The sequence below is a fragment of the Segatella oris genome, from assembly GCF_900637655.1.
Classification (GTDB): domain Bacteria; phylum Bacteroidota; class Bacteroidia; order Bacteroidales; family Bacteroidaceae; genus Prevotella; species Prevotella oris.
This window is the reverse complement of the sequence record NZ_LR134384.1, coordinates 808,117-829,171: the sequence shown is the minus strand read 5'-3', so window position 1 is coordinate 829,171 and position 21,055 is coordinate 808,117. Positions and strand designations below refer to the sequence as shown.

The following is a 21,055-nucleotide window of genomic DNA, read 5'->3' as shown; positions in this document are numbered from 1 at the left end:
GTAAGTTAGAATAGTTTGTTTTCTTAAAAAAGATAAAATATAATAGCGTTTGTTTGGCTCTTTCACAGATTATATTTACCTTTGCAATCGCTTTACAAAAGTAAGGGCGTTTAGCTCAGCTGGTTTAGAGCATCTGCCTTACAAGCAGAGGGTCGGCGGTTCGAATCCGTCAACGCCCACAAGAGAAAGAGGTTTGATTTGGTTCAAGCCTCTTTTTATTTTTTATCGCCTTGTGATATCACCGAAACCTTACTGAAAGACAAAATGAAATGGAATGGAGGTTAAACAATAACTATACAAGCTGCTTTGACTCTCATTTTAGAGAGCAATACAGAGGAATTTGAAAGATGACTTTTGTAAAATTAATATCTCGTTTTTAACACTTTTCGGCCGCACCAAATAGAACTGAAAATGCGCTTTCTGTGCATCTGCAAAACCACTTCGGCGCTTGCGCGAAGCCATTTTATAGCTTCGATGCCCTCACTTCTATCATCCTATACTGCAATCTGACGCTAATCACCGTGTTATCTGCATCAGATTGCGGGATAAAATAAAGCAAGTTATGTGCTGATTTGATGCAAATAACATGGTTTTTCGGCGTAATTTCACCTCATAATATGCCTTGATTTCCGTAATGTTTTGATTGCTAACACATTGCAAACTCACTGAATACCGTGCGTATTTCGAACGAGGATAAATCTGTTTTTGAATTCGTTAAGCATTTGAGGGCAATTGTAAAGTTCCTTGATAAGATTTAACCTATTTCTCGTTTACAAGGCATATCGCTCACTAATTGCAACAGAAAAGACAGCATGAAAAATATTATTCATCGCTACAATATTAGAAATACGACCCTCGCATAACGAAATTCTTACGAATTAAAGTCAGGAGAAACAGTTCATTTCAGTTCCTTAAGCCCTCCAAATCAACAATAAACAGAGAGAAAATCCAAAGATTAAAGAGAACAAAAGCAAAAAAAATCCCTGCAATCCCGAAAGACTACAGGGAAACACCCCTTGTGGGCGTTGACGGATTCGAACCGCCGACCCTCTGCTTGTAAGGCAGATGCTCTAAACCAGCTGAGCTAAACGCCCTTACTTTTGTAAGGCGATTACAAAAGTAGTCAATTTATCTGACACGTGCAAATAAAAGGATAAAAAAACAGCCTCAACCCGATAATTGGTTAAGGCTGCTCTTGTATTGTCAAGAACTCTACAGAGTATTCTTGTATATGATATGAACTTAGTCTACAATCTGAACTGTTGCACGACGGTCGTAATCAGGATATTCGAGTATCTGAACACCTCCACTTGCAGCAGTTCTAATCTTAGAACGGTCTACACCCATCTTGACAAGTTCTTCAAGAACTGTGTTTGCACGCTGCTCTGAAAGTCTCTGGTTGATGGCAGGAGTACCTGTTGAGGAGTCTGCATAACCCGTAACGAGGATATTAGACTTGTTGGCAATGGCATACTTAGCAAGTGCACGAACGTTTACAAGGTCTTTCAGCAACGCTACATTAATCTTACCGATATTGAAGAATACAGAGATTGGCGTTGTGATGAATTCTTTGACACTCTTTGTCAGCACGGTTGTCTTTGGCTTCTCTGCAAGCTGCTTGCGAAGCTTGTCGTTCTCAGCATTGGCATCATTGAGCTGTGAATTGAGGGCATCAATCTGTGACTGAGACAGTGCCTTGATAGCAGCTACATCAGGAGTCTTGTTCCAAGTAGCCTTACCAAGCTTGAAGGTCAGACCAACTTCTGCATAGAGGTGATTATCCTTATCCTCCCAACCACGACCATTGTGAGTATTAAGCAATGCAGCACCCTCAAAGCCATCGAAATCATCTTCCATACGATTCCAGCCTGCTTCTGCATAGATATCAAGATTACGGCAAAGTCTCCAGGAAGAATTAATACCAGCACTTAGCTGCATTACATAACGGTTAACCGACATGTTTCGGGCAACACCACCACCGACGAATGGGGTAAGATGCCACACCCGATTAGGGTTGTAACCTAAGAAAAGATTGCTTAAATTGAACATGATATGCTCATTCAAGCTCCAGAAATGCTGTGAAGTCACGCCTACAGCACCAACTTTCTTGGAATTGAAACCTTGCAGTTTCGTGCGAAGACCAATGCCTGGAGTGAACCATTTACCAATAGCAACAGAAGCTCCGAAAGTGCGACGCTGCTTACTCAAGAAGTTGTAATCACCACCATTGTCAAGATGACGGCCATGCTCTTGATTGGAATACCAGATGTTATAGTCACCACCTACCTGAATAAACCAGTTGCTCCAAAACGAATTAGTAGCCACACTGTACTTTAATGTTGGATCTGCTTCCTGTGCAAAAGCAGTCATAGACATGCTAAACAAAGCAAGACCCATCAATAATTTTCTCATAATAAATAAAAACTAATATTAATATTTCGCTATCTGAATTGTATTATTCTCTTTTATGCTAATATACAAAGATAGTGATTATTCTCTTTCAATTATCTTTTTTTACATATTTTAATCTAAAAGATGTTCTATTTCGTTCTGTTTCAAGATGCAGAGGATGTTTTTCCCATCAGGTGTATAATTGGGATTCGATGAGGCGAAAAGCATGTTGAAGATGTTTTCCATTTCATCATTATTCAGCACCTGTCCTTGTGGGATTGCAGCTTTTCGGGCCATTGTCAAAGCCAAAGCACTGCTGATTTCATCTCGGATAGCAGTGGGTTTCTCTTGTGCAGAAGCAATCATGTCATGCAGAAGACTTGAGAAATCAAGTCCTTCAAGCCCTGCAGGGATTGCCTGTACAGCATAACTTGAGCCACCCATCGCATTAAAATCAAAGCCCAGGCCCTGCAATTCCGGCATTATCTTCGTCAGCGTAACCTCTTCTGAAGCTGAGAAATGAACATTCTCCGGGAACAAAACCTTCTGTGAAGCAGCTTCCCGGCACTTCAGCTGTTCCTGATAACGATCGAAAAGGATGCGCACATGTGCCCGGTGCTGATCGATAATCATCAGTCCTGACTTCACAGCTGTCATGATATAGCGCCCCTTATACTGATAGTGAGCCGGTGATTTTTCGGCAATGACATTCTCTGCAGATTGGGGTTCATCTGTCGTTTCGGGCGATGTCATCTTTGAAGAAAAGAGTTCTGTCTCCTGACTTGGCTGATGCTGTGCTGCCTGATATAGGTCATCCCAACGGTTGGAAGCAGAGGAAGAACGCGAAGAACCTGCGGAAGAGCGGAAAGGATTATAGTCGGGATTATATTTCAGCGTAGGAGCTGTTACACTTTCACCGGGATTATAAACCGGAATGTCAGGTCGTCCTTCAGTGTCAAAGTCTATTGAAGGAATATCATTGAACATACCGACAGCCTCCTTGACAGCAGCAGAGAGTATCTGCCAGATAGGAACTTCGTTCTCGAATTTAATCTCTGTTTTCGTAGGATGAATATTAACATCAATATCTTCGGGAGCCACTTCGAAATAAAGAAAATAAGGAACTTGCTCACCGGCAGGCACTAACCGTTCGAAAGCGGCCGTCACAGCCTTATTGAAATAAGGATGTTTCATATAGCGCCCATTAACAAACAAGTATTGATGTGCCCCTTTCTTGCGCGCTGATTGCGGTTTGCCCACGAAACCATTGATGCGACACATCGTCGTATCTACATTTACAGAAAGCAGTTCCTGATTAAGACGTTTGCCAAAGATATCTATGATACGCTGACGAAGTACACCTGCCTTGAGGTTGAACAGTTCTGTGCCATTGCTGTGAAGTGAAAAGGATATATCAGGATAGACCAAGGCAATGCGCTCAAAAGCCGTGATAATGTTATTCAATTCAGTGGAATTGGACTTCAGAAACTTCCTCCGTGCAGGCACATTATAGAACAAACTATTTATGGAAAAGCTGCAACCTACCGAACAAGAACAAGGTTCTTGTCCTACAAAACGGCTTCCAGCAATCGACAGATGCGTTCCGATCTCGTCTTTCTCCTGCCGGGTTTTCAGTTCAACCTGTGCCACAGCAGCTATTGAAGCCAAAGCCTCACCACGAAATCCCATCGTGCGGAGAGCGAACAGGTCGTCAGCCTTTCGGATTTTTGAAGTGGCATGACGTTCAAAAGATAGGCGCGCATCGGTTTCCGACATGCCTTTCCCGTCATCAATAACCTGTATAGAAGTCTTACCTGCATCAATGACCTGCACTTGTATGTTCTTTGCCCCTGCATCGACAGCATTCTCAACCAATTCCTTGACGACAGATGCCGGACGCTGTATGACCTCACCAGCTGCAATCTGATTGGCCACAGAATCGGGCAGGAGTTGTATAATATCGCTCATAAACAGCTATAAAATAAAAATCAATATTAAACAGAATAACACCAATAAAAGCATCAGTAGCACCAATTGCAATAAGGGGAAAGCTACACCTCGGCGCTGTCTCTTACGCTTGATATGAGGCATCGCTTCCTGAAAAGCTTGATGGATTTTTTCACGATTCAAAGCTTTATGGGATGTCATACCCAATTCTTCACGGGCCTTTTGCTCTATATGCTTCAGCCGTTCCTTGCGTTCATCCACATAAATATATTCATGATGGAAACGCCGTGGACGTGGTTGTCGAAACAGACTCATCGTGAGACAGGATTAATTTTCTGCAATGGAGCCTCGTGACGTTTTATCACTTTAAGTGCACTCCCTTCATCCTTTCCACGCCAATGGAACACATCTTCCGGATCAGTGGGACGCAACTCTTCAAACCAGGCAAACTCAGGCAGTTTGAGTTTCTCTGCAGGAATCTGCGTCATCGGCAACATAACACCCGTATTTTTGGGTGTCCATATCTTCTCAAGTTTCCTTTCCGGAGAGATAAACATCTTGATTGTGTCAGTCTCTATATAGATATGGCCCTGCAAAGTAGAGTCTTTATCATCAATAGGATAGAAGATTGCCTTTGCATTTCCAGATGCAAAGACACGCCGTATCTTACCTTTGATGAAGTAACCGGATATTTCTTTGGACGACAGTTGATTGAAATACTTCTCCCCGGGAATTCGCTCCACGCTCAAAGCCTGGTTGATAACATGGGCCTCTCGCACTGTGCTATCGTTCATGTAAACTTTGATAATCTCACCAAGGATTTGTCGAGTGCCGTTCCAGGCAATCGGGTCACGATACATCGTCATGCAAGAGTCCTGACTGTTAAATACCAATGAATCGCAAATGGCTTGGATATCCTGACGATAAACCTTTACATGATTGAAACAATGTACCTTTCGATACATTGAGTCTGTATTTATATTAAAGGTGTAAACTTTCATGGAATCAGCGTGCATATAAAGCGTATCCTCCTGTGAATAGTCTTTAACCAAGGCACGCCCTGTGGCGAAACCATAGCCGGTCTTCTCGTTGTAGATGAGCCGTTGGCCTGTTAATTGGTTCCTGTTGCGCTTGTCAACATAGACTACATTGCCCAAACCGCGTGCCAATCCCGTGCGTTTATTATAGAAAAGACTGTCACCTGTGATTTCTTTATCCTTGTCGACAACAGTTGAACGACCATACATTTCTGCACGATCCGACTTGCTATCAAAGTAACCATCCGATGTATTGATGACACTTCCATTCTGAATAATCTTACTTGGCCCGACGACATGGGCCAGAGATTTCTGCGTATCATAGTGCAATTCATCTGTCGTCACGGTGCGATCACCACTGCGCATCTTCACATTATACCAAAAGGTTGCTTCCCGAGTCTTGAGATTATAGTCGCCCCAATCAGACACCAAGCGATCCTTTCCATCGACTAATCGACCTCCCTCAAAGAAGTAAGCATAATCATTAAAACGGTCGTAATCAAGGCTATCCGTGTAGAGTGTCTTGTTACCATGGGTAAGAACAACATTATTTCGAGCCTCCAACAACTGCCGTATACCATCATAAGCGGCACGATCTGCCTTCAGTGAGACTTCTTTTCCCTGCACATAGCGTACATGTCCAAAAGCTTTCACCGAGTTGGATTGCTGATAGAAGTAGGCACTGTCACACCACAGACTCGACCCCTTGTGCGTAAAATGAACACGTCCCTTCACTATCTGGGCATCAGGAACAGGCCCATATTGGTCGTAACGCAGCTCATCTGCATGGACAAGATAAACCTTTTCATCTGCTTTCTTGCCTGTACCTGCAATGCTTCTTGATACCAAACAGAGTTCAAACAGACATAGAACTACCACTATGATAGTTCTATGCCCGCAGATATATCGTATGATACCACTAAAATTCATTCGTTATCTTATCCAGCCTTGATATTCAAAATCACAACCTTTATAGCGGTCGTTCATGCGTACATAGGTATTCTTTATCTTATTAACCACCCAATCATGCAGTTTCTTTTCACTCTCTTTCTGCATCACAACCTCCTGCATTGTCTGGAAGTCCTCGGTTATCTTGGCACGATGTCCATCGATTCTATTAATTAATTTGATGATAGCAGCTACAGTCTTTCCACGATGATCCACCATCTTAAATGGGGCAGAAATCTCGCCCACCTTCATTGTATTAACAACGCTTGCAACTTCAGTTGGCAAGTCTTTCATCTGAAAACGCGATGTAATCTTACCTGTCTGGTTATCTGTATAGGCCATCAATCCATGGTTGTTGCGCGTATCCTTGTCTTCTGAAAGATAAGAGCAGGCGGCTTCAAAAGTAAACTTTCCATCTTTGATATCAGCCGCGATAGAGTCGAGTCTGCCCAAAGCCTTGTTCAAATCCTCCGCAGAAACCTTGGGCTTCAAAAGGATGTGACGAACCTTCACCTTGTCACCTCGTTTATCAACCAATTGGATAATATGATATCCGAACTCTGATTCCACAATCTTAGAAATCTTCTTCGGATCAGTAAGATTAAAGGCTACGCTGGCAAACGCAGGGTCAAGAGTTCCACGACCTGCATAATCCATCTCGCCACCCTGACGTGCAGATCCGGGATCTTCAGAGTATAGTCGGGCCAGCGTACTAAACGAAGTCTCACCCTTTGTGACGCGATCAGTGAAACTACGCAACTGGTCTTTGACACGATTTATCTCGCTTTGTGGGATGCGAGGCTTCTTTACAAGAATTTCAACTTCAACCTCTGTAGGCACAAAGGGGATACTATCTTCCGGCAGATTCTTAAAATACCGCCGTACATCAGCAGGTGTCACGGTAACATCACTCATAATCTTCCGCTTCATCTGCTGTATCATCTTACTGTTCTTTACATCATCGTGCAAATCAGAACGGATTTGACTAAGGCTCTTTCCTTGATATTCTTCAAGTTTTTCTCGCGACCCAACCGAGTTGATCCAATAGTTAATCTGCTGCTCAACGGTCTGTGCAATATCCGACTCCGTCACTTCAATAGAGTCAAGTGCTGCTTGATGTAGGAAGAGTTTCTGCACTGCTATCTGTTCGGGAATGCGACAATCAGGATTTCCTCCCCACTTCATTCCTTCCATCTCACCTTGCAAACGCATCTGCTCAACATCAGATTTCATAATCGGTTCATCACCAACAACCCAAACAACTTCGTCAATAACACTATGTTCAGGCACGCTGACATCCATAGACTTTGTTTGCACAGAGTCCTTTTTATCAGTCATATAGCCTGCCGTTTTATTGGCTTTTGCTGTAACGCCTATCAAAAGCAGCATGCCTATGAAGCCACCGAAAAGTTTATATCCTTTATTCATTTTATTATATTTTCTTTATAGTTTCTATACCATCAATATAGCTCCTTGATTGTTTTCAGTACATTTTGATTGATACTGACAGGATATTTGGCACGCAATTCCTTTATCCATTGCTGTTCCATTGCCTCTTGATAATCAGATAACACCTGCTTCCTTACATCAGACATCATCTTGGGTGCCTTTAGTTTTTTACCACAGACACCACTAAAAGGGTAGTCTTTCAATGGTGCAGGGGGGGCACCATGTTTGAAAATTTCACTGTCTATCCAAGCGTTATCTCCTTGTTTAAAGATTCCTTTTTCGGCTTTTACACGGATTTCTCCATTCTGATTGAACTGTTTTTCAAGTATACTGCCCCACTTTTCAAAGTCGGCTTTTTTCAGAGCTTTAGTCACTTTCTTCACGTCACTAACCTCCTTTACATGAAAAATGACACCTTTATAACGCGGAGATGACCATCTATATTTCTTTTTATTGTGATTAAAATAGTCTATAAGTCCAGCCTCATCACGTGCCGCTTTTTCCCAAATCGTACGATTACTGATTTCAAAAAGCAGTAAGCCGTCATGATATTCCTGAATGAGATACTTCAGTGAAGGGTCATTCTTTTCCAACTCCATACGCTGCTTTTCCAAAATAGCAGCAGGTGTTGTATGCGCAGCCTGCGCTCTTTCATTCAGTCGGTCATCAATCAGCTTGTCGCGAAGATTGCGCTGATCTATAAAGCACAGTATATCATTCCGTAAAGAATCGTAAGGGAGGAAATTACTTTTGTCCTCTAATAATATAATGTGGTAACCTGCAGGAGAAAGGAAAGGCAGACTCATTTCGCCTTTCTTCAATCTGTAAGCCTGGGCCTCAAACTCAGGTAAAGTCTGTCCAGGCTGCAACCAAGGCAGACTTCCTCCTGCCGATGCAGAGCCTTTGTCATCAGAATATTTCCTTGCCATTTCACTGAAATCAGCCCCAGCTTTCAAAGCCTTATAAATGGAGTCTATCCGTTGTTTGACTTCTGTTTCCGTGCTTTTTGGTGCACGTTGTCCGAGTTCCAGCAAGATATGACGCACTTTCACCATGCCACCCAACGAATCAACTTGATGTTGAGTTAATGTATAAATGCGACGCGCTTCGGCCTCTATATCAGCATCATTAATCAGCGACGGACGTATTTGCTGATCACGACAACCTGCAAATTCCTCTTTGAAAGAAGTCAGAGTGTCAAGTTGGGCAGCAAGAGCAGCCTCCACTTTCAACTTGTAATCAATAAAAAGTTCGGCATATTCTGCGACGCTCTTACGGTCAATGACGCCAGCAGAATTATTCTTCCTGTAAGCATATTCAAATTCCGAGCGCAACACAGGCTTGCCATTTACCGTCATGACAACGGGGTCATTTGACTGACCAAAAGCCATGCTTCCGCAAAGAAGCATGGCCAATGATATGATAACAGATTTCCTTTTCTGCATATATACAACTTATTCTGGACGAGAATAGTTCGGAGCCTCGCTCGTGATTGCGATATCATGGGGATGGCTTTCCATGACTCCGGCATTGGTGATACGTGTAAATTTTGCATCATGCAGCCTCTCTATCGAAGGCGCTCCACAGTATCCCATGCCCGAACGCAGGCCACCTGTGAGCTGATAAATTACTTCCTGAACGGTTCCCTTGTAAGGAACACGACCGGCAATACCTTCTGGAACGAGCTTCTTTACATCGCGGACATCATTCTGGAAATAGCGATCACGCGAGCCGTTTTTCTGTTCCATGGCCTCAAGAGAACCCATGCCACGATAGCTCTTGAACTTACGGCCATTGAAAATGATGGTTTCACCTGGGCTTTCTTCGGTTCCGGCAACGAGCGATCCAATCATAACGCAACTTCCACCAGCAGCTAAAGCCTTCACAATGTCACCTGAATAACGCAGACCGCCATCAGCAATCAATGGAACACCAGTACCTTGCAACGCCGAATAAACATCGTAGACTGCACTCAATTGAGGTACACCTACACCGGCAACCACACGTGTCGTACAGATAGAACCAGGGCCAATGCCTACTTTTACAGCATCAGCACCATTGTCAACAAGGTATTTAGCAGCCTCACCTGTAGCCACATTACCTACGATAACATCCAACTGTGGGAAAGCTTTCTTTACTTGTTTCAGCTTTTCAACTACGCCCTTGGAATGTCCGTGAGCCGTATCAATGACGATAGCATCAACACCTGCCTCAACCAAAGCTTTTGCACGATCCATTGTATCTGTAGTAACACCGACGCCGGCAGCCACACGCAGACGACCTTTTTCATCCTTGCAGGCCATTGGCTTGTCTTTGGCTTTGGTAATATCCTTATAGGTAATCAAGCCCACAAGACGATTGTTCTTGTCTACAACGGGCAGTTTTTCTATCTTGTTTTCCTGAAGAATCTGTGCCGCAGCAACCAAATCAGTCTGCTGATGCGTAGTCACAAGATTCTCTTTTGTCATCACTTCGTCAATTTTTTTATCCATACGACGCTCAAAACGCAAGTCGCGATTGGTCACGATACCTACGAGTTTATTATCGTCATCGACTACAGGAATACCACCAATGTGGTAATCATGCATCAACTCAAGAGCATCCTTAACCGTACTTCCACGACGAATTGTCACAGGATCATAAATCATTCCGTTCTCAGCACGCTTTACAATTGCCACCTGATGTGCCTGTTCTTCTATCGACATATTCTTGTGGATAACGCCTATACCACCTTCACGGGCGATGGCGATAGCCATTGATGCCTCGGTGACTGTATCCATGGCAGCAGTCACAAAAGGAACATTCAAAGTGATGTTACGTGTAAACTTGGTTTTCAACTCTACCTCTTTAGGTAGTACTTCTGAGTAAGCAGGAATTAAGAGGACGTCATCAAAGGTAAGACCGTCCATTACAATTTTATCTGCAACAAATGATGACATATTGTAACTTTTAAAATTTATTGCGTGCAAATATAGCAATATTTTTCCATATTTACCACTGTTTTCATATATTTCTAAATCACATTAAAGCTATTTAACGTGGTAAAAGCGATGCCAAAGTACAGTCTTTATTTCGTCTTAAATCTGCTTTCACATGCCAAATCAAAGGTCAGGTTTCGGTGTTTAGATAGATACCATCTTCTGCTATCCTCACCAAACGGTTTTTATACAGGTCTCCAAGCGCTTTTTTGAAAACTTTCTTACTCACTTGAAACTGATGTTTGATATCCTCCGGGCTACTCTTATCGCCTAAAACACAATAGCCATTATTATTTTTAAGATATTGCAGCAACACGGCAGAGAAATCTTCCGCTGCTGCCATTCCCACAGGTTGCAGAGCCAGATCAAGCTTTCCGTCGGGACGCACATTGCTGACATAGGCTTTCATGCGGTCGCCCGTATGCACATACTTATATATCTGATTTTGATAAATAAGCCCCGGATACTGGTTATTAACGATAGCTTTAAACCCCAAATCCGTCTTTTGCCAAATGAGAATATCCACTTCTTGATTACGCTTTAGTCCTGCCTTTGCTGCATCATCTTTCAAGAAACGCTCCACTTTCGCACTGGCTACAATGCGATAACTCTCCTCATCAATATGCACATACACCACATAACGGTCACCAATTTCCATGCGTTTCTTTTGTTCACGAAATGGACAGAAAAGATCTTTCGTCAGCCCCCAGTTCAGAAAAGCACCATATTCATTGACCCAGGAGCATTCTAAATACGCAAAATCTCCCACTTTAGCCAATGGCTTCTCCGTTGTAGCAATGGGGCGTTCCTCCTGGTCCAAATAGACAAAACACATAATCTCATCGCCCGGCTTAGCGCCTTCGGGAACATATTTCTGGGGCATCAGTATTTCTCCCTCACGCCCACCATCCATGTAAAGCCCAAAAATCTCACCGAAACCTTCGCGTCTTGCCACTTCCTTCACACGCAAAAGATTATACTCGCCCAATCTTATTTCGTTTGTCATAATCTCTTTTTATTTATTTTCCACAAAGATAATCATTTCCCTTTGATTGTCAATCATTTTGGCAGAACTTTGAAAATCAAAACCCGAAAATTAATGTTTGTCGTTTATTTCCTACTGAAAGAGACCATCAACTCAAAGGGGTAGAAAACGAAAAAGTCGAAACTCATTCACGAGTTCCGACTTTATCTATTTTTAACTAAAAACCTTTCAAAACAAATGGTAACCTCACGGTCTCCATTGTTATCTACGAAACAATCTGTTAAAAATTACCTTAAACCTAATAACTAAAACCTAAAATCTATTACTACTAACCTAAACAATCTATTAACCTTTTGATGATGCAAAGGTATATCCTTATCCTAACATCTACAACAAAATACATGCTTTTCATGCAGAAAAGCCGTTTTTCTTGACCTAAATCAACAAATTGTGCCCGCACACAATGTCAAAACAGCCTTTAATCTACTATAAAAGAACAGACCAAACAAGTCACAACAGCTCCTAAAACACATCATCAAGTCCTTTTCCTATTATTATTTTATGTTTTCAAAGCAACCTCATAGAGCTGCAACTACTTTTTATGCTTATCCTTTTTCACTTCCTTACTTTTTCCTTATCTTTGCAGAAAGATAGTCAAAAAGACAATGAGAGTTCTAATTGTAAATACAAGTGAGCGCACGGGAGGGGCTGCCTTAGCTGCCAACCGACTGATGGACGCGCTCAATAATAACGGTGTCAAGGCCAAAATGTTGGTGCGCGACAAGCTCACAGACGACATTACCGTTGTGCCCCTCTCCCATACCCTGCGCAACCATTTGCGTTTTCTTTGGGAACGTTGGTGCATCTTCTGGCACCTTCATTTCAAGCGCAAACACCTCTTCGAAATAGATATCGCCAACACAGGTGCCGATATTACGCGCCTGTCAGAATTCAAGGAAGCCGATATTATCCACCTTTCGTGGATCAATCAAGGCATGCTTTCACTGAAAGGTATCCGCAAGATACTCAACAGTGGCAAGCCCGTTGTGTGGACAATGCACGACATCTGGCCTGCCACCGGCATCTGCCACATCACGCTTAACTGCCAGCGTTTTCAATCCTCCTGCGGCAACTGCCGACTTCTCCCCAACGGCGGTTCACTGCGTGATCTATCTTATAAGGTGTTCAAACGTAAGAAAGCGATGCTCGAGGGCCATGATATTTCATTCGTCACTTGCAGTAAATGGCTCGAAAAAGAAGTCCGCAAGAGTGCTCTCCTGACCAATCAACAGATACAGACCATCCCCAATCCCATCGACACCCGCATCTTCCGACCACGCGACAAAAAGCAAGCGCGACTGCGTGCCAACTTACCTTTAGACATGAAAGTCATTCTCTTTGTCGCCCAACGTATAGCAAACGAGAACAAAGGCATATTTTATCTTATTGACGCCTGCCACAAAATGGCGGCTGAACACCCAGAGATGGTGCATAACACCTTTGTTGCCGTGCTCGGCGGAGGTAGGGGGAACATAGGTGATGTCTTTGATTTCTGCACGGGTAAATTAGGATATGTGAATGACACTCAACAGATTGTAGACATCTATAACGCCGCCGACGTGTTCGTTCTGCCCTCACTTTCCGAGAACCTTCCCAACACTATCATGGAAGCAATGGCCTGCGGTGTACCCTGTGTGGGCTTCAAAGTGGGTGGTATCCCCGAAGAAATCGACCATAAGAAGAATGGCTATGTGGCCGAATATCGCGATGCCGACGACCTCGCCCGAGGTCTGCACTGGGTGCTTTGTGAGGCCGATCACGAGGCTTTGAGCCGTGAAGCCGTACACAAAGTGGCCACGAACTACTCACAACATGCCGTTGCCATGAAATATATAGAGGTTTACAACCAGGCGCTGGCCCTTAAAAATTATCACTTATGATCCGCTTTTCAATCATCACCTGCACCTATCAGGCCGCTTCAGTACTGAAGCGAACCCTCGACAGTGTACTTCTTCAGAGTTATCCCCACCTTGAACATATCATTCTTGATGGGGCTTCAACCGATGACACTGTCAGCATGGTGAAACACTACATGAAAGAAAACGAAGCCCAAGAAGACTGCATTCACGACATCATCTTCACCTCAGAACGCGATAACGGACTCTATGATGCCATGAACAAAGGCATCATGAAGGCCACGGGCGACTATCTTGTATTCCTCAATGCTGGTGATGTTTTCCCTTCACCCGACACCCTTGAGCATATTGCCGGCTGCGTTGGAGAGGGTGAAACGCTCCCCGGTGTTCTCTATGGCGACACTGATATCGTCGACAACAATGGCCATTTCCTGCGCCACCGTAGGCTCTCTGCGCCCAAAAAGCTCACATGGCGTTCGTTCCGCAGTGGCATGTTGGTGTGTCATCAGGCCTTTTATGCCCGCACAGACATCGCCAAACAAAACCTCTACAACCTGCATTTCAAACTCTCTGCCGACGTCGACTGGTGCATCCGAGTGATGAAAACGGCTGCTCAACAACACCTGCCATTGCGAAATGTCAACACTGTTATCGTCAACTATCTTGCTGGTGGACTGAGCATTAAAAACCATCGGGCATCACTCAAGGAGCGCTTCCGGGTGATGTGTCAACATTATGGTTTCTGTACGACTGCAATCTTTCACTTTTGGTTTTTAATTCGAAGTATAATACGAAAATAGTGTGAAAAATGTTATTTTCTAATAATATTTTTCTTCATTTCATTACTTCAACGTATATTTGCAGCGTTGAATTAAAAAAGAAAAGATTATGAAAAAGATTATGTTATGTGCAGCCTTCGTGGTTGCTTCATTTGGTTTTGCAAATGCTCAGGTTGTGAAATGCACAGAAAAGAAGTGCGAGAAGACAGAACAATGCACTAAAGACAAGCAGTGCAAAGATGCAAAACATGAGTGTGATATGGCGTGCAAGAAAGATTGCAAGACATCCGGAGCCTGCTGCAAAAAGGCAGATAAGAAAGGCGCATGCTGCAAGAAAGACGCTAAGAAATGTCCAGCTAAGAAAGCACAGGGCAAGAAAGCTGCCAAGAAAGACAAGATGTAATTCTCTTTCTGCCGCTTCTCCAAAGAAAAAATAAGCAGATACAAATTTATAATCAGTGCCAAGACGCATCATTACATGCGCCTTGGCACTTTGCTTTATCCCTTAAGCTTGATTTTCGTTTTCAATCTCTTCGGCCGAAACTTCCTCTTTTCCACGTCTGACATCGCCACTGAAAGTGACAAAATAAAAACCTCGACGCGGTGTCCACTCCATGCAAAAGAGTTCTGAAGGACGCTCGAAACCATTCTTCTTAAGATTGCGAAGCACCCAGTTTTTAGTTTTATCACACTGTATGAGCGTGCTGTCCACGATCTCACCGTTATTGATCAGCAGATGTGACTGAGGCGTTCTGTTGGTCGAAAGCACCGTAACGGCGCCATTAGTCTCAAACAAAACATCGTCAACATCAAACATTGAGAAGATGCCTTTCTGTCGCAACAGCAGGCGAAACTGCTCCATTTCAAGACTGTTTCGCTTGAAAGCTTTGAAGTTGATGATGCCATCGCGCACCAAATAAGAACTTGTTCCCTTGATGAGATGACGCAAACGTGCCGACCGCATGCAAAATCTTACGAGCATATTGAAACCTGTCCACACGGCCAAAGCAAACAGGATATGCCACATCGACATGTCGGGGTTGTAGAGCACACCACCGACTAAAGCACCGATAACAAATGCACTCACGGTGTCGAGTGGGGTAATCTGCGCCATTTGTACTTTTCCCGCAATGCGCAGAAAGACCAAAATGCCAATCATTCCCGTAACAAGTTTCAGGGTAATGGCAAGGTAAGGCTGAAGAACTTCTAACATTTTTAGAAACGATAATGCCGTTAAACAACGGCAAATGAAACTTTTTTCATTGAACCCTCAAACTGAACATGCACGACAACCAAGCTGCCACGGCATGCAGTTTTCAATAGCAAAGGTAGTTTATTTCTCATGAAAGAAGCAAAAAACAAAAAGAAAAAACACTTTTATAAAATAATCATTATCTTTGCAACAAACATCATAACAACAATGAGAACCAAACTTTTGCCCCTTTTCCTCCTATCCATACTGCTGCTTCTCAGCTGTCAACGCTCCGAGATTCCATTCATGCAAGCATTCCATCTCAATCCCGACAGCCTTATCATGGACTCTATTCCACAGCCTTTTGCTGATGAGAACCATGGTCTTCTGCTTTCAGGAGAACAGGTTTATCGGCTGAAAGGCAGTGCCATTGACACCTTTCCTGATATTCTTCTTTCTATCCAACGCTTCGCCGATGACTATGCCTTAGCATTTACCCATTGTGGAAATGTGGAACTTTATCTGTTCAGTCCGCCGGGGAAACGACTTGACAAGCTTGACTTAGGCTATTGGGATGCAGAGGAAGAACACATGCCCGGCAAGCCCAATATCATAAAAGCAAGTATTCGAAGAGACAGTTTAGAAAATCCTCTTGGCCACTATCAACGCCTTGACGCCACGCATTTCGAGGTGTTTTGCATTGCGAAAACCGACACCATTCGCTGGCAATATGAAGTCAGAAATCATCGTTTCTATCTGCAAAAGCGCGTGGCCAACCATGTCATAGCTACGCCTTCACGTGACATTGATGCCTATCCTTGGTCGCAGACTTATGAGGCTTGTCCGCTCATCAACGGCTACAAGGAAGTTCGTCCCAAGAACATGATCTGCGAACTAAGAAGTCCTGCCGGGCGTTTCGCTTATGAAATGATGCGCCGAAACTACGACATGGGGGCTTATTGGCAATGGATTTACGATCACCGCGGACACGAAATCCTCTCTGCCCAAATAGAAGACATATACTATTGGGCGCAACACTGTAAGGAGGAGAAACAGCAATTGCCACGCGAGATGATCGAAGAAGATATCCACAAGGTAAAGAGCAAGTCGGCAAGAAGCTACTTATTGAGACTCGTAAGAACATGGAATAACAATCCATACAAAGACCTTTGACGTTACAACCCACAGTTTCTCCTGCCTTTCCATAAGTGACTTTTACACCAAACGGCCACCCTTTCACAGCATCATAACCGCAAAAAACCAACACGAAGCGTGTTGGCTTTTTGTTTCATTCCCATGTTTCAAGTATCAAACATGATGCACATGAGGAAATCTTTTATGTTCATTTTAAACTTATCCTCTTTCCTACAGCGTCTTGACAAACTGCTGAAGACGGTCTTCTCCCGCAAGCGTCAGCTCGAAAAGTCGCCATTGATTGTGCGCACGGTCAAGGTTATGAGCCGCATAAGTGGTTTTATAATAGGTGTCACCGTTGATATAATCCGCAAGGAAACGCACGCACTGCATGTATGGGAAGAGCTGCATTGCAAAGGGAAGCATGTCTCGTTCGGTGTCCGTCAGGAAGTGGCGAGTGCCTTCAATGTAGCCTTTCGTGAAGCTTTCGATGACATCCCAGCGCAATGCTACTTTCGAAACATCGGGATCATCTTCGCGGGTTGCATTGGCTGCCGTGCGTAGGAAGTCGCCATAATCAGAGAACACAAAGCTTGGCATGACAGTATCGAGGTCGATGACACACAGCACCTGTCCTGTCTCATCAAACAACATATTGTTCACTTTCGTATCGCAATGGCAGAGACGCTTAGGCAATTGCCCCTCACGGTAAAGCTTTTCAGCCCTGCACATGGCTTCAGCGTGCTGCTCAATCTTGTCAACAAGTGCACTCACTTCATGCAAACGACCTGCTGCATCAGCCTTCACAGCCTCCCGAAGCTGTCGAATGCGCAGCTCCATGTTATGGAAATCGGGGATAGTTTCACCGAGTTTCTCTTCTACATCCGTAAGCATTGACTCGAAACGACCGAAAGTTCGGCCACAATCATAGGCATTCTGCGGTGTCACCTGATTAAAAGTCTGTGTCCGTGGAATGAAAACAGAGACGCGCCAGAAGTCACCTTCTTCCGTCTGATAATAGCTTTTACCCTCCTTGGTAGGTACAAACTGCAGCACTTTCCTGTCGATATCCGTCTCACCGGCTGCCTCGAGCTTTGCCCGAATGTGACTTGTGACGACATCAATATTATGTTGCAGCAATTCAACATCGGTGAAAATATGATGGTTGATGCGCTGAAGCACATAGTCATGCGGTTCCCCTGAAGGCATCACCACCTTGTAAGTGTCGTTGATAAGGCCGTCGCCTAAAGGGATAATATCCACCGGGGTTCCACCTATTTCAAAGTTCAAGAGTATCTGTTCCTGTTTGCTTTTGGTTTTTCCTTGCATAGTAATAGCATTTAAATTCAAATTAGATTTTCACGCAAATTTAAGATAAAAATCCCGTTTTCTCACGCAAAAAAATGAGTTTTATCTTATATACAGCTTATTTAACAAATGCAAACGGCAGAATATCACCCTATGAATTAAAACAGAACGCCACTTTCTTCTTCCCCTCATTTCCTTTCTGAATGATGAACTATACATTCTTTATTATGCATTAATATCATTCAACATTCCCCATTCAACACTCCACAATCATGAATTATGCATTGTGCATTAAATAAAGGTTTAGTAACGCTGCTGCCTTTTGCTAGCTCCCTTCCTTTTTTTACACTTGGTAGTTTAATCTACTAGATGTTAAATATCTATAATTTATAAGTCTTTTGACCTGTTTCCCTTTGACTTTAGATTCCATTTTTTTATCTTTGTCTTTCAAAGACAACAGATTGCAATTCTTCCTCTTCTTTCCAGAGCAAGACTGTCTTTCAGCCGACAGAGGAGACTTCAAGAAGTTGTTGAGGTTTTCTCTTTTTTGTTTTCATGCCGACTTGATGACAGAATCCAGAAAGACCTCCGGTAACATTATCAACAACAATTTAAAAAGTTTTAATTATGGGTTCATTCAGAGCAACATTGGAATTGGGCGGCAAGGAATATGACGTCCTGTATTCAAACTACGAGTTCAGCCGCAATACTGACTCTAAAGGCAAGCCGTCGTCAAGCATTTCCGGCGGAAGAGTATCTGTTACGGTAGAATCTACAGAGGATACCACTGCCATTGAGGCCATGCTCAACAGCCAGTTCAAGGCCGTTGACGGAAAAATCATCTACAAGAAGACCGAAGAGGATGCCAAGATGAAGGAAATCGAGTTCAAGAACGCCTACATCGTGCATTACAAGGAAACCCTTGATGCAACCAACGAGGTACCGATGACTATCGCCATGACCTTCTCGGCTGAGACCATTACCGTGGGCAATGCCGAGCTGGATAACCGCTGGCCAAAAGTATAACCACGACTGCAAGTAAGTCGGTAACAGGCCTTCCTGCCTCGGACAAGAAGCCGGAGGAGGAAGGCCTGATTTTCTTTTAAGGAATAGCAACAAAAAAACATGTCAATACTCAACCACAAGATTTCCGTAGGCATAGACGGAAAGCAGTTATTTTCCTTCAAGTCGCTAAAGCTACATCAGTCCATCAACAATCACCACCGTTTCGAGCTGCTTCTTGACCTTGAGGCTGGGGGAAACAGATATGCCCACAACCTCAAGGACAGTGCCAAATGGATTGGAAAGTCCTTCGCCGTGTATGCAGGGGAGAAATCGGAAACCACCTTCATGGGGGTCGTTACGGGCGTGAGCCTGCACAGGAAGAACAGTGATTTCGGACATATTCTGGTGTCGGGATACTCTGAGACCTACCGCCTCGAGACCGACCTGAACTTCAACTCATGGACAGGATGCACCCTGGCTGACATCATCAAGGAGATGACTTCCAAGGCGGGGGTGAGTGCAAGGATAAATCCCGAATACACCGAGAAGCTCGACTACGTTTGCCAGTACAACGAGTCGGACTTCACGTTCATCAAGCGTCTTGCCCTGCAATACAACGAATGGCTCTACTATGACGGAATCGACCTGGTCTTCGGCCGACCCGTACATCTGCCGGATGCTGTGAAGCTCGAGTTCGGGACAAGCCTCTCGTCACTTGACATCGGAGTCAAGGCGCTGGCAAAGCCGGCAAAGGTGTTCTCCTATCATTCGCTCAACGACCAGACCATTGCTGCAGAAACCCCGAACAAGCCCACCGACAAGGACCAGCTGGGCTATGAGGCCTTCCAGGCTTCGCTCGAGATGTACAGGAATCCTGCAAGGCAGTATGCCCTGCCCCGCATCCACTACACCTCAGAGATGACGAGGTATGTCAGGAAGAAGCAGGAGGCAGCCACGGCCGAGTCGCACTATGTACTGGGGCAGAGTGAGACGGCAACCCTCGTCACGGGAAGCGTGGTGGACTTGAAGAGTTCCTTCCTCGAGCGGGCGGGCAGCCTGACGAGCGAGTCATTGGGCGAGTTCTTCATCACCGAGATAACACATACCGTGGGCGAGGATAGCTATTACAGCAATACGTTCAAGGCCATTCCTGCGGTCGTGGACACGCTGCCGGAGCCTGAAGTGGAGATGCCTGTTGCCGAACCGCAGATGGCCAGGGTCACCAGGAATGACGACAAGTTCGGTCACGGACGTGTGCAGGTGCAGATGAACTGGCAGACAGAGAAGATGTCTACGGACTGGCTGCGCGTCATGGCGCCAGACGGAGGAAGCAGCGACCAGGTGAAAAGCAACCGTGGCTTCGTGTTCATTCCCGAAGTGGGTGACCAGGTGCTGGTGGGATTCCGACACGGTGACCCCAACAGACCCTATGTCATGGGAAGCCTGTTCAACGGAACTACGGGCGCAGGAGGCGGAAAGGAAAATATTACTAAGACAATCGTAACGAGAAGTGGACACACGCTGGCTTTCAATGATATGGAGAATGGCAATTGGGGAATAACATTAAAGGATGCCAAAGGTAATGTTTTTCATATGGACACCAAAGGTTCCAGTATCAATATTACTGCTCCCCAGACTATAACCTTGAATGCCGCCAACATCATGCTCAACGCTTCCAATAAGATTGGTCTTCAATCATCCTCCGTGAGCAAAGATGGCACAAAGAACGGAGTAATTGAGATGGCGGCACTCAAGACTGTCAGTCTGAAATCAGATACGGAAGATATCAAAATCAGTGCTGAAAGTAAGGGTATCGGCTTGAAAGCCCAGACGGGAATTTCTTCTGAAAGCGATACACTCTCTTTAAATTCTCGAATTTCGTCATTGGATACGAAAGAACATTTGAAGATACAAGCTGATGGGGTTAATATGGATGGAGGATCGAGTATGAAAATCTCTTCCAGTGATACTGACATCATTTAATAG

General features: G+C 44.2%; 16 protein-coding genes and 2 tRNA genes. 7 read left to right on the top strand and 11 right to left on the bottom strand.

Translation table 11 applies throughout. The features are described from left to right. Positions 1–104 precede the first annotated feature (104 nt). A tRNA-Val gene (locus EL210_RS03410) sits at positions 105–179 on the top strand. An 840-nt stretch (positions 180–1,019) separates the two neighbouring features. Here the strand turns inward: EL210_RS03410 and EL210_RS03405 are convergent. The 9 genes from EL210_RS03405 to EL210_RS03365 form a co-directional block, all read right to left on the bottom strand. After that, a tRNA-Val gene (locus tag EL210_RS03405) sits at positions 1,020–1,094 on the bottom strand. Positions 1,095–1,242: 148 nt separating this feature from the next. Further along, positions 1,243–2,412, bottom strand: coding sequence for an OmpA family protein (locus tag EL210_RS03400; RefSeq protein WP_025879800.1), 1,170 nt, complete (start codon positions 2,410–2,412; stop codon positions 1,243–1,245). Between the two features lie 111 nt (positions 2,413–2,523). After that, the gene (mutL, locus tag EL210_RS03395) at positions 2,524–4,359 is read right to left on the bottom strand and encodes a DNA mismatch repair endonuclease MutL (RefSeq protein WP_018920984.1); all 1,836 of its coding nucleotides are present in this window, start codon (positions 4,357–4,359) and stop codon (positions 2,524–2,526) included. Between the two features lie 6 nt (positions 4,360–4,365). Continuing rightward, positions 4,366–4,653, bottom strand: coding sequence for a hypothetical protein (locus EL210_RS03390; RefSeq protein WP_018920985.1), 288 nt, complete (start codon positions 4,651–4,653; stop codon positions 4,366–4,368). Next, complete coding sequence (locus EL210_RS03385; protein WP_025879799.1) at positions 4,650–6,305, bottom strand: OstA-like protein; 1,656 nt, start codon at positions 6,303–6,305, stop codon at positions 4,650–4,652. Before EL210_RS03385 ends, EL210_RS03390 begins: the two co-directional genes overlap by 4 nt. A gap of 3 nt (positions 6,306–6,308) precedes the next feature. Further along, positions 6,309–7,751 carry a peptidylprolyl isomerase gene (locus tag EL210_RS03380; protein ID WP_018920987.1) on the bottom strand — a complete coding sequence of 481 codons (1,443 nt, stop codon included), beginning with the start codon at positions 7,749–7,751 and terminating at the stop codon, positions 6,309–6,311. A 32-nt stretch (positions 7,752–7,783) separates the two neighbouring features. After that, positions 7,784–9,217 (bottom strand): peptidylprolyl isomerase, encoded by a 1,434-nt coding sequence (locus EL210_RS03375; RefSeq protein ID WP_025879798.1) that lies wholly within the window; start codon positions 9,215–9,217, stop codon positions 7,784–7,786. Between the two features lie 9 nt (positions 9,218–9,226). Next, a complete protein-coding gene (gene guaB, locus EL210_RS03370) occupies positions 9,227–10,711 on the bottom strand; it encodes an IMP dehydrogenase (protein ID WP_004372066.1) in 1,485 nt (494 codons plus the stop codon). A gap of 169 nt (positions 10,712–10,880) precedes the next feature. Further along, the gene (locus EL210_RS03365) at positions 10,881–11,756 is read right to left on the bottom strand and encodes a CvfB family protein (protein WP_018920989.1); all 876 of its coding nucleotides are present in this window, start codon (positions 11,754–11,756) and stop codon (positions 10,881–10,883) included. 644 nt (positions 11,757–12,400) lie between these two features. On the opposite strand from EL210_RS03365, the gene EL210_RS03360 reads away from it, so the two are divergent. The 3 genes from EL210_RS03360 (at position 12,401) to EL210_RS03350 (ending at position 14,833) form a co-directional block, all read left to right on the top strand. Next, positions 12,401–13,675 carry a glycosyltransferase family 4 protein gene (locus EL210_RS03360; protein ID WP_018920990.1) on the top strand — a complete coding sequence of 425 codons (1,275 nt, stop codon included), beginning with the start codon at positions 12,401–12,403 and terminating at the stop codon, positions 13,673–13,675. Then, complete coding sequence (locus EL210_RS03355) at positions 13,672–14,451, top strand: glycosyltransferase family 2 protein (RefSeq protein WP_018920991.1); 780 nt, start codon at positions 13,672–13,674, stop codon at positions 14,449–14,451. Before EL210_RS03360 ends, EL210_RS03355 begins: the two co-directional genes overlap by 4 nt. Before the next feature lie 88 nt (positions 14,452–14,539). After that, positions 14,540–14,833 carry a hypothetical protein gene (locus EL210_RS03350; RefSeq protein ID WP_004378649.1) on the top strand — a complete coding sequence of 98 codons (294 nt, stop codon included), beginning with the start codon at positions 14,540–14,542 and terminating at the stop codon, positions 14,831–14,833. Positions 14,834–14,935: 102 nt separating this feature from the next. On the opposite strand, the gene EL210_RS03345 is transcribed toward EL210_RS03350, so the two are convergent. After that, on the bottom strand, positions 14,936–15,643 hold the full coding sequence (locus EL210_RS03345; protein WP_018920992.1) for a DUF421 domain-containing protein: 708 nt from the start codon (positions 15,641–15,643) through the stop codon (positions 14,936–14,938). A gap of 207 nt (positions 15,644–15,850) precedes the next feature. On the opposite strand from EL210_RS03345, the gene EL210_RS03340 reads away from it, so the two are divergent. Beyond that, complete coding sequence (locus EL210_RS03340) at positions 15,851–16,795, top strand: hypothetical protein (protein WP_232000422.1); 945 nt, start codon at positions 15,851–15,853, stop codon at positions 16,793–16,795. Positions 16,796–16,987: 192 nt separating this feature from the next. Here EL210_RS03340 and EL210_RS03335 read toward each other — a convergent pair whose 3' ends face one another. After that, positions 16,988–18,085, bottom strand: coding sequence for a phosphotransferase enzyme family protein (locus EL210_RS03335; protein ID WP_018920995.1), 1,098 nt, complete (start codon positions 18,083–18,085; stop codon positions 16,988–16,990). Between the two features lie 606 nt (positions 18,086–18,691). Here EL210_RS03335 and tssD point away from each other — a divergent pair. Next, positions 18,692–19,090 (top strand): type VI secretion system tube protein TssD, encoded by a 399-nt coding sequence (tssD, locus tag EL210_RS03330; RefSeq protein ID WP_004371075.1) that lies wholly within the window; start codon positions 18,692–18,694, stop codon positions 19,088–19,090. 99 nt (positions 19,091–19,189) lie between these two features. After that, positions 19,190–21,052 (top strand): type VI secretion system Vgr family protein, encoded by a 1,863-nt coding sequence (locus EL210_RS03325; RefSeq protein WP_232000420.1) that lies wholly within the window; start codon positions 19,190–19,192, stop codon positions 21,050–21,052. Positions 21,053–21,055: the final 3 nt, after the last annotated feature.